The following is a 13211-nucleotide window of genomic DNA, read 5'->3' as shown; positions in this document are numbered from 1 at the left end:
AACCTTGACAGCGTTGAGCGTTAAACGATTTTCAAAACTTTTTTATTGCTTCTATACATTCAAGTTCTTGATAATCCTTCTTTTTATTTAACGGTAATATCTTTATTTTTCAAATTTGGGACTTACAATGGAATTCATTTTTTGTAAAATAAAATTGATTTTATTTAATAAAATTTTATTCTAGGCATTAGTTGTAAAAAAGTGATTTAGTCTTGAATGGATAATTTAATTAGATTTTTAATCCATTTGTGTTTAAGTATTTCAATTTGTTCGGATTTTTAATCTAAAAAATACCCTTCGTGGCTTTTTTATTTTTTGGTAAATAATGTAATTAAAGCTAGTTTTGCCAACCATTTAACAGAAACAAACCCTATGAATAATCGTATACAAATATTTGATACCACTTTACGCGATGGAGAACAAGTACCCGGTTGTCAGTTAAACCGTGAGGAAAAAATTGAAGTAGCAAAAGAACTTGAAAAATTAGGTGTCGATATCATTGAGGCAGGTTTCCCTATTTCCTCACCTGGTGATTTTGCTTCGGTAAAAGCCATTGCAGAGGTAATTACGGAGGCAACAGTCTGTGGGTTGACTCGTGCAAGAAAAGAAGATATCGATGCCGCAGCAGAAGCATTAAAGCCTGCTCGCAAGCCTCGTATACATACAGGAATTGGAGCTTCTGATGTTCATATCAAGCATAAATTCAATTCTACTCGTGAGAAAATTATTGAGCAAGCTATTTGGGCCGTTGAATATGCCAAATCATATGTAGAAGATGTTGAGTTTTTTGCTGAAGATGCAGGTCGTGCGGATTTACCATTCTTAGCCCAATTAACTCAAGCAGTTATTAAAGCAGGTGCTACCGTAGTAAATCTACCCGATACAACGGGCTATTTGTTGCCACATCAAATGCACCACCGTATTTCATACCTTTTCGAACATGTAGATAATATCCATCAGGCAACTATCTCCATGCACAATCACAATGATTTAGGATTAGCAACTGCCAATACTATAGCTGGTATACAGGCAGGAGCTCGTCAAGTGGAAGTGACCATTAATGGAATCGGTGAAAGAGCAGGAAATACTTCATTAGAGGAGGTTGCCATGATTTTGAATGTCCATAAAGACTTAGGATTTACCACTGGAATTAATCCAAAGCATTTATTCCCCATCAGTAATCTAGTGTCTAATTTGATGGGAATGCCTGTTCAAGCCAATAAAGCGGTGGTTGGTGCTAACGCTTTTGCTCACTCCTCAGGAATTCATCAAGACGGTTTCTTGAAACATGCACAAAACTATGAAATTATGAATCCAGAAGATGTTGGCGTTCCATCATCAGCGATTCTTTTGACTTCCCGTTCAGGACGTGCAGCCTTACGTCACCGTTTGCAATTATTGGGCTTTGAATTAGAAAAGCCTGAATTGGATAAATTATACACTCGTTTCCTTTTAATGGCTGACGAGCGTAAAATGATTCATGATGAGGATTTGAAAGAACTTGTAGGTTAATTCATGTTTGGTGCAGTAGCACTACTTACCAAGTTAATACCTGCTTGATGTAAACAATTTAAAATACCTAAATTGATTTCTTGTTTGACGTTTTGGAATTTTCCAAAATCACTAGTTTGAACAAAGTACGTGACAGAGATATCTAAAGAATAAGTGCCAAAGCCTTCAAAAATAATTTTTGGGGCTTTTTTCTTGCACAATGGCTCTGCCAAAATAAGTTGTTCAATTTGAGGTAAAATGGATTTTATCTGTTCTGGTTTACTTTGAAGAGAACATGATAGGGTGTATTTCGCTCTTCGGAAGTTACGCTCACTCATGTTTTCCAAGGATTGAGACGTTAATAATCGATTGGGAATCATAATTAAATTGCCATCCACGGCTCTCAACCTAGTACTTCTAAAACCAATTTTTTCTACATCTCCCGAAATACTTCCTGCCTGAATACTATCTCCTACCACAAAGGGTAAATCCAAAAATATAGTAAATGAAGCAAATAGATTTTCTAAAGTTTCTCTAGCAGCCAAGGCAAGGGCTAATCCCCCCAAACCTAATCCAGTAATGAGTGCCATCACATCTACTTGGAACACCCGACCTAATAGGACAAATCCTGAGCCCGCAATAATAAATACCATACCTAAGTCGTTCAGGAATGGAATGAATTGCTGCTTTGATTTTTGTTCAACGCCTTGCCACTTTTGTTGAGCAATTAAAATAATCACTTTCAACATCCGAACTACTAACCACGTAAAAGTGATAATGACGGCTGTTTCAAAGGCTTTTTGAAGTAAAAATAACAAACCAAATTTCTCAACTGGATTGAAATGCCAAGCAATAGGAACATGCAAATATTGAATACTGAAATAAAGGAATATCCAAAACAACAAAAGCTCCACTGGCTTTCTCAGCAATTGGATACAATCCTGAACCTGGATAAATTGATTTGGCAAAAAACGAAAGATGATTTTAGAAAAGGAATTGGAAAAGAACCTTCTCATTACTAGGCCAATAATCAATATCCCAACAAAAAATAATATATCCTCCGCCGAATTTTCCAATAAATACCAATTAGCCAATGCTTCTCTCATCTGAATTATCAATTTTGCCCCCAAATATAGAGAATAACTTAGTCGAATGTGAAAAAAAAGTACGACCTTTGCAGACTTACAGGCTAAGCTGTATGGTAAATTATTTTATGATTCTTCGTCCTTTGATTATCCAAAATTCTAATTTAAAAACAAGCCGTGCCTTGTTTTTAGCACTTAGCTTATTATTTAGTGCCTTAAATAGTTTTCAATCTTCAGCACAAACTATCTTGAATTCTCCTCTTTCTTATGTTGGAATGGGTGAACTAGATGAAGGTGGAAGCCCAAGTAATGCTATGATGGGTGGATTGGGTGTATCGAACTCCAACGGGATTTATGCCAATGTGATTAACCCAGCTCTTTTGGCCAGAAATAGATATACGGTTTTTGAAGTTGGCGCCAAAGCTGAATTAAAAGAACTGCAAGATACACGTCAACACCAGCAAATTTTTGGAGGAAATTATCATTCGTTGAATTTAACTTTACCGATTTCAAGTCGCTGGACTGCTTCTATCGGTTTTCGTCCTCACTCCTCAGTGGAGTATGAAACCCGATCATTCCGTCGTTTAAATTTATTAGGTGTGGATAGCTTAATTTATAGCTATGCAGGAAAGGGTGGTGTAACCAAGCTAACATTTAATAACGGTGTACGAATTGGTAAAGATTTTTATGTAGGTATAGGTATCGATTATTTATTCGGAACTGTCAACCGAAATGTTTCTACCCAAAATCTCTCAGACGGTCAGTACTACAAAATTCAATTAGAAAATCGCATTGACTATTCAGACTTCCTATTTAGAGGAGGATTGGCCTATCGTAAGCATCTTAAGAATGACATGTTTATCAATGTTGGAACTTCATTTGATCTTAGCTCAACGCTTAGTTCTAAGCAGTTAAAGCGTTTTGCCATCATGGATTTATCAGGTATAACCGTCATCAATGCAGATACATTAAATAAATCAACTCCATTTGCTCAAAACTTACCCGTTTCTCAGCATTTCGGTGTTAGTTTAGAGAAGTTAGCCAACTGGATGATTGGTATAGATTATTCTAGAACAGACTGGACTAAAGTAGACAATAATTTAGGCCGTTCTTCAAAACTCCCTGTTAGTTCACGCTGGTCGGTAGGAGGTGAATATACTCCTGATTTTGAAGCTATATCTAATTATTTCAAAAGAGTAACGTACCGTGCTGGATTTAGTTATTCATCAACTCCATATGATTACTTAGGAAATGGTAAATATGCAGTAGATAAGTATGTTAGCCTTGGAGTGGCTTTACCTTTGCGAAATCTATCTTATTTGAATATCGCTTATCAAATAGGTAAAAGAGGTGTATTAGCAGATAATGGATTAGAAGAGCAATACCAGCGAATTACCATCGGCTTAACATTAAGTGACCTTTGGTTCCAAAAGGTGAAACTCAACTAATACTTAGCCCATGCGCGATTTGAGAAATCTCTTTTTGCTGCTAGTTCTCACCAGTGTTTCCCTAGCTTGCCGGGAAGAAAAAACAGCTAAAAATCTGATTTATGTAGGTCCAAAATCCGAATTGACGGATATTGATATGGTCTATTCCGATTCAGCCAGAACAGTCGTTCGAATGGTGACCCCTTCTCAAATAACCCTTTATTCAGAAGATCGAGTATATCCCAAAGAAGTGAAACTATGGTTTTACGATAAAATGGGAAATGTTACCTCCCAAATTAGAGGCGATTCCGCGCATTTTTTTAAGCAAAGAAATTCGTATAAACTAATGGGAAATGTTCAAATCTTTAATGTACAACAAGAAGAAACATTAAAAACAGAGGAATTTACTTGGTTGCCAGAAGAAAAACGGGTCTTTACTGAAAAGCCAGTTCAAATACGGACGAAGAAAGAAATTATCTACGGTGTCGGTATGGATGCTGCCCAAGATTTTACGCATTATTCCTTGCGCCACGTGACTAATTCAGTGTTGACAGTTGAGAGTTTACCGACCGACTAAGGACAGTTTTTCAGGGCAATTCGAGCACTATCTAAAGAAAAAATCCGTGGATCATTTCCCCATTTATCTCGAAGATAAGTAACAAGCTCCGCAACGTCCAAAGCTTCTAATTTGCTATTCCCCGGCATGTAATTTTGAAAAGCTTTTTTATTCACTAATATGGCATCTTTTTGACCATTTTTGATGATGCAGGCTATTTGACTAGTATTTAACCTTTTCCAAAGATCTGTTTTAGCTAAGGGAGGATACAAATCTTTTAATCCTGATCCATCTTTTTGGTGGCAGTTTTCGCAATGTTTTTCATATAGCATCATTCCTTCGACCACATATTGTTGTCTAAAAATCTCTTCCTTGCTTTGACAGGACGATTGAACAATAAGTATTGTAACGATGGCCAATAAGCCTAGAATGGATGGAGTGCGTTTCATTTATTTTTCTTTCAATAATAATTCGATGTCTTCTATTAAATGATTGACTTCTTGTTCATTTGTTCCGTCATAAATACCCCGAACATGTCGTTGCTTATCTACTAAAATGAATGCTCCACTGTGAACAAAGCCTCCCGCTTCATTTTTGTCCTCTTGGGCAGTCACCATAAAACTTTTTTGGCCTAATTCATAAATTTTAGCTTTTTCCCCTGTTACCATATTCCATTTAGGGGATTTAATATGCAACCTTGAAGCATAAGCTTTTAACACATGGGGTTGGTCAAAGTCTGGGTCTATACTAAACGATAATAAGGCTAATTGGTTTTCATTTGAATAGCGCTCATATAAGCGCAACATCTGCGTTTTCATTTTGGGACAAATCGTAGGACAGGAAGTAAAGAAAAAATCAGCTACATAAATTTTCCCATCATAATCTTGATCACTAACCCAAGTAGAGTCTTGATTTAAAAATTGAAAGGCCGGGATTTGATGATAAACAGTGTCTACTTTCCCTCCTTTTACTTCCGTATCTTTATGCCCTAATATGGGTAGTGTTTTCTTATCTTGACACCCTGTCAATAGCATGACGGAGAAAATGAATACTCCTCCAAACTTATTTTTTATATTGATTGGCAGCATTGAGCGTTGAGTCTGTGAATGTTTCTACGGATTTTAATTTATTCAATTGCTCATGGAGATAGCTGATTTTAGCTTTGAAATCCATGCTCGACAAGGAATCAATCGAAAATTGATGCATCCAATTCATCATTTCATTGTCGGCTTTGTCCAAGGACTGAATCAGTTTTTTAACATGAACAGAATCGGGGCCATTACTCAAACTATCCAAACTACCTTTAAGTTGAATGATTTGCTCTGTTTTCGGCATTAATTCATCATGCAACGTCATGACAGAATCATTTAATTCCTTTACTGCCGTCTCTTCTGATTGCTTACATGATGCTAGGAGTCCTAGTAGTAAGAGAATATGGAAAAATGGAATGGATTTCGTGATCATAATTTCATTAAGATTGGTGACTACTCATCAGTTTGCGGACATTTTCTTTCAAATCGACATAGCCAGATTGGCCACCGATCATTTTAGCAATTTCATCAATTCTTTCTTCACCTAACAAGGTTTTAATACTAGATACAGTTTTTTCACCTTCATGGTTTTTATACACAAACCAGTGAGTTTGGCCCGTAACTGCTATTTGAGGTAAATGCGTAATGGCAATCAATTGATGGTTTTGACTCATTTGAGTTAACATTTGACCCATTTTGATAGCAATTTCACCTGAAACTCCCGTATCTATTTCATCTAAGATCAAGGTAGGTAAGGCCCTTTTTTGTGCTAATAAATGCTTGATAGATAACATCAATCGACTCAATTCTCCACCAGAAGCTATTTGCTTAAAGGGTTTAGGTGCTAGACCTTTATTTGCTGAGAAAAGAAGTTGAATCTTATCCTGCCCTGATTTACTTAGTTTTGTCGCTTGAATATCCCAGGCAAGACTGGCATTCGGCATACCCAATTGTTGTAGAGATTGAAGCAATGTTTTCTCAATGGCATCCAAAGAATTTACGCGATTCTGATGTAATTCAAGTGCTTTTTCCTGAGCAAAATTCTCAGCCAATTGAAGAGCTTGATTGGCATCCAATAAAGCCTGATCTAGATTTTCATGCTGCGCTAATTCTTCTTCCACCTGATCTCTCAATTGGATTAAGCTTTCTATATCTTTTATTTGATATTTCTGTAAAAGTCGATGTAAAAGATCCAGTCTTTTTTGACATTTTTCCAACTCAATCGGATCCGATTGGAATGATTCAGCTTCACCTTCTACCTCAGCAGAAAGATCTTTTAATTCAATCCAAAGTGATTGAATTCGTTGATTCCATTGTTCAAAAGATTGTCCCCATTTGGATAAACTTTGACTTAATTGTCGAGCTTGTCCAATTTGTTCAATAGCCGCTGATTCTGACAAACTTAAATGATTGGCTAATTGCGCTAATTTTTCTAAAATCTGCTCCGAATTTTGCAATTTTTGTAGTTGCTCACTCAGTTGCTCATATTCTCCAATGACTAATTGAGCTTTATCTAATTCCTCCCATTGAAAATTGAGAAAATCAATAGCTTGATTTCCCTGTCGGGCTTTTTGAGCTAATTGTTCTTGATGACTAAATGCTATTTGGTATGCTTTATAAGCCTTTTCATAGGAAGATTTCAAGGATTGATTTTGAGTAAAATCATCAACAAGTTCCAATGCAAATTCGGGATGGCCCATCCAGCCATTGTCTTGCTGTGAATGTATATCAACCAGTTCTTGGCCAATACGCTTCATGCTTTCTAAGGTAACGGGTGTATCATTGATAAAACTTCTTGACTTTCCTTGAGGGTTAATTTCTCGACGAATCAAACACGGATCTTCAAAATCAATATCCTCTTGCTGGAAAATTTCCTTCAAATGCGGATAAGCAGCTACCGAAAACGTACCTTCAATGACACATTTTTTCTGATCATCGTATAAGCTTTTACTATCAGCTCTTTGTCCTAGAAGTAAAGAAATGGCACCTAACAAGATGGATTTTCCAGCACCAGTCTCACCTGTAATGACAGTCAGACCTTCGGCTAGATGTAAATCAAGCTGGTCAATCAATGCATAATTTTGAACCTCTAAGTGCCTTAGCATGTATCTAAAATGGAAGCTTAAATTTACGTAAAATTATTTGTTGAAATATTTATTTACTCGCTCTTAAAGCTTTTTAAATTAATTTATCAATAATTTGTACCTTTGGAAAAATTTTTCGCCTTAGAATAATTAAACCAGACAAAATGAGTGTTTTAGTAAATAAAAATTCCAAAATTATAGTTCAGGGTTTTACAGGTACGGAAGGTAGTTTTCATGCCGAACAAATGATCGCTTACGGAACCAATGTAGTAGGCGGTGTAACTCCTGGAAAAGGAGGAGGAACGCATTTAGATCGTCCTATTTTTAATACCGTTGCTGAAGCTGTAGCTAAAGCTGGTGCTGATACATCCATTATTTTTGTTCCACCTGCATTTGCTGCTGATGCCATTATGGAAGCTGCTGATGCTGGAATTAAAGTGATTATTTGTATCACAGAAGGTATTCCTACCAAAGACATGATTGTAGCGAAGGAATATATTTCTACTAAAGAATGTCGTTTAATTGGGCCAAACTGTCCTGGAGTAATGACAGCTGAAGAATGTAAAGTGGGTATTATGCCAGGCTTTATTTTCCAAAAAGGTAAAGTGGGTATTGTCTCTAAATCGGGTACTTTAACTTATGAAGCAGTAGATCAATTGACGAAAGCTGGATTGGGTCAAACCACAGCTATTGGAATTGGAGGAGATCCTATCATTGGTACTACTACTAAAGAGGCGGTAGAATTATTAATGAATGATCCTGAAACAGAAGGTATCGTGATGATTGGTGAGATTGGTGGTGGAATGGAAGCAGAAGCAGCACGTTGGATCAAAGCTGATGGAAATAGAAAACCAGTTGTTGGTTTCATTGCAGGTCAAACTGCTCCTAAAGGTCGTCGTATGGGTCACGCAGGTGCCATTATTGGTGGTGCAGATGATACGGCAGAGGCAAAAATGAAAATCATGCAAGAATGTGGTATTCACGTAGTATATTCTCCAGCTGATATTGGAGAAACGATGTTGAAAGCATTATCTGCTAAGTAAAATACTAAAGGATGATTCCTTTTATTGAAAAATCTGCTTCATTCCACGCACTCGTGCTACGATGGAGCAGATTTTTTTTATTGGTACTCATTTTTTTTACAGCAAGCGCTAAGGCTGCCGTCTGGAAGCCTATGCATTCCATTGAAAAGGAATGGCTAGTTTATCAATCAGCTTGGAATAGTTTTTTGCCTTATATACCAAGTCAACATTATGCTTACCATTCCAAGTCTATCCAACTCAACAATAGAGATTACTATCAAGCTTATTTGACTATTAAACCCAAAGAAACCTATCATTTATTTATTGATGGAGCATTTCAGCGTAAATTAGAGAAAGGAGAATTAGTTAGGATGTCATTGGATAGCCTGCTTAAAGTGCATGATAAAGAGCAAGTTATCGCTACTTTTTATAGTAGCACCTTGGAGGGTTTACCTGGCGACTTGAGTATTGAAAAAAAATTTGATCAAGTAATCGCTCAAAATCGGGAAGTTCAATTATTCTTAAATCGAGCTCCAGCTGTTTACACCCATTTTTTTACATTAGGATTTTTGGTACTCCTAGCCTTTTTGGGACTACTATACGCTGGATTTCCTCGATATTTTCAAGTCTATTTTCGATTTACAGATTGGGTCAATTGGGAGAGTAAAGATAATGCAATCGTCAAAAGTCCATTTTCTTTAGCCAATATATATGTGCTATTTATTTTAAGCCTCTTGATATCATTAATGGCTTTTTATAATGGCATTACGTATCGTTCTGGTGATGCTTTTTTTGTAAATGAAGAGAATTACAGCACCTTAATGCCATCCTTATGGTTTGTTTTTTCCAGAACATTAGTGGCCTACTTTATTTTTATTTTACAGTATTTTATTTTTCAACTTTTTGCTAATTTATTTAAACTTAAATCAGTTGCCAATCTACACTTCTTTAAATCGATACAAACTAATATTCAATTCTTTATCTTGGTTTTTGTAGGAATTGGATTGTATGCAGTTTACCAAGGTCCAGCCTATTCTATTGATATGGAAATCGTTTCTTATTTATTAAATGCGTATTTCCTTATTCGGTTTATATATTTCACTCAAGTTTTCAATAAGGTTCTATCAGTCAATAGGTTATCTCTATATGCTTATTTGATTATTACAGAGGCCATCGTTATTTTATTTGGAATACGTGAATTGATATTTCCACAATACACCTAGACTAAAGGGAGTGTTTATCAAGATTTTTTTTTGTATATTTGCAACATAAAGTTGACTATTCTAGATTGTCGAGTTAATACAAATTTGATTTATGAGTGAAATAGCTAACGTTGCTACGCCGGATATCAAGCGGTTAAAAAAAGTTAAAAGTATTTTAGTTACTCAAGCAGCGCCTACTGATGCCAAGTCTCCTTATTTTGAGATTGAGAAAAAGTATGGTGTTAAAGTGGATTTTCGTCCATTTATTGAGGTGTGCGGTATCGCCTACAAAGAATTCCGAAAGCAGAAGATTAATATTTTAGAGCATACGGCTATCATTTTTACAAGCCGTAATGCCATTGATCATTTCTTCCGTATTTGTAAGGAAGCTAAAATTGAGGTGCCTTCTGACATGAAGTATTTCTGTATTACTGAGCAAACGGCTAATTACCTTCAGAAATACATCGTTATACGTAAGCGCAAAGTGTTTACTGGAACGAAGACAGCGTTGGATTTATTGGAAATTATCAAAAAGCATAAGTCGGAGAAATTCTTATTCCCTTGTTCTAACAAGCGTCAGAAGGATTTACCAGATTACATGGGAACCAATGATTTTCAATTAACGGAGGCTGTTATGTACGAAACCGTTTCAGCTGATTTGTCGGATTTAGAAGAGGTGTTCTATGATGTTCTAGCATTTTTTAGCCCATCAGGAATTACATCTTTATTTGAGAACTTCCCAGATTTCAAGCAAAATAATACACGAATAGCCGCCTTCGGTTCTACTACTGCTCAGGCGGTTACAGACGCAGGTTTACTATTAGATATACAAGCCCCGATGCCAAATGCGCCATCCATGACAGGAGCTTTGGAACATTACATCAAGCAAGCAAATGCTTAAATCAAAAAGCCCCGATTCGGGGCTTTTTTGTTAATATCTGTCACGGAGTTTTCTCGTTTGAAAATAATGCTTATTTTTAGCCATCAAATCGCCTAACAAGCTAAAAATTGAACATGCGCTTCAAAAAGCAATCAGTCTTACCCTCATGGATTTTTGTGTGCTTTGGCATTGGGCTGCTATTTTGGAGCCCTAATATGATGCTGGCGCAACAAGACCCAGGTTTAAGCATGTTTCAGTTAAATGCCATGAATCAAAATCCGGCAAATGCAGGATTGAGAGGAACGTCCTTTGCACAATTACATTACCGGAATCAATGGACTCAGTACGAAGCTAGTATCGAGGGGCCAGGTAATTTAGGAACTCAGTTACTGAGTGTTTCTTTACCATTTAGCAAATTAAATTTAGGTGTTGGTGTATTGGTGATGTCCGATAAAACACCTTCGGGCGTTGGGCAGCAATCCATGAAAATTCAATTAGCATATCATTATACTTTAGGAGAAGCAATTCTATCGCTTGGATTACGAGGTGGATTACAAGGAAAATCGTTCGATGGTCGTGCCTATCGAATTCGAGATGAGAATGATCCTATCGCTAGCCAGTTGTCAGGTAAAGTGATTAGCCAAAATCAATTTGATCTTGGGTTAGGTTTACTTTATTCGAAGGATAATTGGCAAATTGGTTTATCAGCAGACCACCTAACTTCACCTAAATTTACTATGGATACCCCTCAAGGTAATATGCCTGTAAATATGGTGGCAGCACTTCATGGTACTGCCGAAATTGTTTTGTCAGAGAGTTTGGCTGCGATGCCATTTGCTCAGGTGCGTTACTATTCAGGTAAAGTTTTGCCTGAATTAGGTACTCGGTTGGGTTACAAAGATTTATTTTGGTTAGGAGGCTCATTTCGATTGAATGATGCTGCCATTGGAATGGCAGGAGTCTCTTTATTACAACAAAAGCTAGATATTGGTTATTCTTTAGATGTAGCTATGGTGCAAGCGGTGGTTAAAGCACCTTTGACTCATGAGATTTTTGTTCGTTTTCAATTGCCTTCATTTCAATCCAATGGAATTAAGGGTCTTCCAGTGAGAACGCCTAGGTTTAAGATTTTATAGGATTTCAATTTAAGGTATAAAATTTTGTACTTTTGCTGAAATATTCCTAGAAAATGCTTTAAATTTGAGGAATTTGAAAGAGTGTGAGTAGGGTAAATATGTGTAAAAACAATTTTTTGAACCCTGTTACGTTAACAAACAGTAATTTTAATTTGCTTCTATGAATTTTCAATTTGTTGAAAAGAGATTAATAGTAGGACTGTCGATTTTGGCTATGGCTGTTGTTTTAAACAGTTGTGGATCCAAAAACTCGGGTGGTTCTAAGACGCTAAGTAGTAAGAAAGGCTCTTCTGGTAAAGGAATTTTAGGAATTGGCAAAGCTAATAAAGAGGTTCCTGGTGTTCAGAATGGAGAGATTGTAGCTACTACTCGTAAAGGATGGTCCCAACCTACACCTTACGGAATGGTATTAGTTCCCTCAGGGAGTTATATGATGGGTCAAGCAGACGAAGAGGTGTCGCATGCCGGTGTTAACTTTAATAAGCGAGTTACTGTGGCAGCCTTTTACATGGATGATACGGAAATTACCAATCATGAGTATCGTCAATTTACCTATGCTTTATTGAAAGATTCAGTCTCTGTTTTAGGAGAAGATAAAATCATGTCGGAATATTATCCAGACACAACTGTATGGAAGCGTGATTTTACTTATCATAATGGTGATCCGATGACTGAATATTATTTTTCTAGTCCGGCTTTTGATCAATATCCTGTAGTAGGAGTTAGCTGGGTAGCATCGAAGTACTTCTGTTTGTGGAGAAGTAAGTTGATGAATGATTATCGTAGAAAGCAAGGACAGTTTATTTTACCACGTTTTGAGCTTCCATCTGAATCTGAGTGGGAATGGGCAGCACGTGGGGGAAGAGCATCGGCTAAATACCCATGGGGAAATCCATATATTTCAAATGCCAAAGGGTGTTTGTTAGCTAATTTTAAACCTCACAGAGGTAATTATGATGCAGATGGTTATTCTTATACTGCTCCAGCCAATGCCTATGATCCCAATGATTTCGGATTGTATAATATGGCGGGTAACGTAGCCGAATGGTGTGAAGATGCTTATGCGGATAATGCCGTGGCAGTGACTTGGGATTTAAATACGGTCAATAAAGATTCGGATGAGCCAAGAAAAGTAACACGGGGTGGTTCATGGAAAGATATTGCTTATTACTTAGAAACAGGTACCAGAGCTTACGAGTTAGAACAAAACAAACGTTCATATATTGGATTTAGATGTATGATGCGCTATTTGGGTCGTCCTAAGCAAAACTAAATTATACTCTTTTTTAAAATTATA

At 36.7% G+C, this 13211-nt stretch carries 13 protein-coding genes; 8 read left to right on the top strand and 5 right to left on the bottom strand.

Translation table 11 applies throughout. The annotated features are described in order from the left end of the window. Positions 1–372 precede the first annotated feature (372 nt). A complete protein-coding gene (locus tag EWU22_RS12055; RefSeq protein WP_109325399.1) occupies positions 373–1512 on the top strand; it encodes a 2-isopropylmalate synthase in 1140 nt (379 codons plus the stop codon). On the opposite strand, the gene EWU22_RS12050 is transcribed toward EWU22_RS12055, so the two are convergent. Beyond that, on the bottom strand, positions 1509–2597 hold the full coding sequence (locus EWU22_RS12050; RefSeq protein WP_130925748.1) for a mechanosensitive ion channel family protein: 1089 nt from the start codon (positions 2595–2597) through the stop codon (positions 1509–1511). The two genes, EWU22_RS12055 and EWU22_RS12050, sit on opposite strands and share 4 nt — an antisense overlap. 107 nt (positions 2598–2704) lie before the next feature. Here EWU22_RS12050 and EWU22_RS12045 point away from each other — a divergent pair, with 107 nt between their 5' ends. Together EWU22_RS12045 and lptC are read left to right on the top strand one after the other, a co-directional pair. Next, positions 2705–4024, top strand: a complete 1320-nt coding sequence (locus EWU22_RS12045) for a hypothetical protein (protein WP_161566858.1) — start codon at positions 2705–2707, stop codon at positions 4022–4024. A gap of 10 nt (positions 4025–4034) precedes the next feature. Beyond that, positions 4035–4580 carry an LPS export ABC transporter periplasmic protein LptC gene (lptC, locus tag EWU22_RS12040; protein ID WP_109323686.1) on the top strand — a complete coding sequence of 182 codons (546 nt, stop codon included), beginning with the start codon at positions 4035–4037 and terminating at the stop codon, positions 4578–4580. Here the strand turns inward: lptC and EWU22_RS12035 are convergent. The 4 genes from EWU22_RS12035 to recN are packed head-to-tail and all read right to left on the bottom strand — an operon-like array spanning position 4577 to position 7695. Continuing rightward, positions 4577–5008, bottom strand: a complete 432-nt coding sequence (locus EWU22_RS12035) for a c-type cytochrome (protein ID WP_130925746.1) — start codon at positions 5006–5008, stop codon at positions 4577–4579. The genes lptC and EWU22_RS12035 overlap by 4 nt on opposite strands. Continuing rightward, positions 5009–5647, bottom strand: a complete 639-nt coding sequence (locus EWU22_RS12030; protein WP_130925745.1) for an SCO family protein — start codon at positions 5645–5647, stop codon at positions 5009–5011. It abuts the gene before it with no gap. After that, entirely contained in the window at positions 5622–6023 is a 402-nt protein-coding gene (locus EWU22_RS12025) for a hypothetical protein (RefSeq protein WP_130925744.1), read from the bottom strand. Before EWU22_RS12025 ends, EWU22_RS12030 begins: the two co-directional genes overlap by 26 nt. Before the next feature lie 7 nt (positions 6024–6030). After that, a complete protein-coding gene (gene recN / locus EWU22_RS12020; RefSeq protein ID WP_130925743.1) occupies positions 6031–7695 on the bottom strand; it encodes a DNA repair protein RecN in 1665 nt (554 codons plus the stop codon). A gap of 143 nt (positions 7696–7838) precedes the next feature. Here recN and sucD point away from each other — a divergent pair, with 143 nt between their 5' ends. The 5 genes from sucD (at position 7839) to porK (ending at position 13187) form a co-directional block, all read left to right on the top strand. Then, positions 7839–8717, top strand: coding sequence for a succinate--CoA ligase subunit alpha (gene sucD, locus EWU22_RS12015; protein ID WP_109323665.1), 879 nt, complete (start codon positions 7839–7841; stop codon positions 8715–8717). Between the two features lie 131 nt (positions 8718–8848). Beyond that, on the top strand, positions 8849–9919 hold the full coding sequence (locus tag EWU22_RS12010; RefSeq protein WP_130925742.1) for a hypothetical protein: 1071 nt from the start codon (positions 8849–8851) through the stop codon (positions 9917–9919). A 91-nt stretch (positions 9920–10010) separates the two neighbouring features. After that, entirely contained in the window at positions 10011–10799 is a 789-nt protein-coding gene (locus EWU22_RS12005; protein ID WP_109323661.1) for a uroporphyrinogen-III synthase, read from the top strand. A gap of 113 nt (positions 10800–10912) precedes the next feature. Further along, positions 10913–11914: a PorP/SprF family type IX secretion system membrane protein gene (locus EWU22_RS12000; protein ID WP_130925741.1), complete on the top strand. Its 1002-nt coding sequence runs from the start codon at positions 10913–10915 to the stop codon at positions 11912–11914. A 160-nt stretch (positions 11915–12074) separates the two neighbouring features. After that, positions 12075–13187 carry a T9SS ring complex lipoprotein PorK/GldK gene (porK, locus tag EWU22_RS11995; RefSeq protein ID WP_109323656.1) on the top strand — a complete coding sequence of 371 codons (1113 nt, stop codon included), beginning with the start codon at positions 12075–12077 and terminating at the stop codon, positions 13185–13187. Positions 13188–13211: the final 24 nt, after the last annotated feature.

The sequence above is a fragment of the Aquirufa nivalisilvae genome, assembly GCF_004307455.1.
Taxonomy (GTDB): domain Bacteria; phylum Bacteroidota; class Bacteroidia; order Cytophagales; family Spirosomataceae; genus Aquirufa; species Aquirufa nivalisilvae.
Note: the sequence above shows the minus strand (reverse complement) of the source record. Positions and strands in the feature narration are given on the sequence as shown.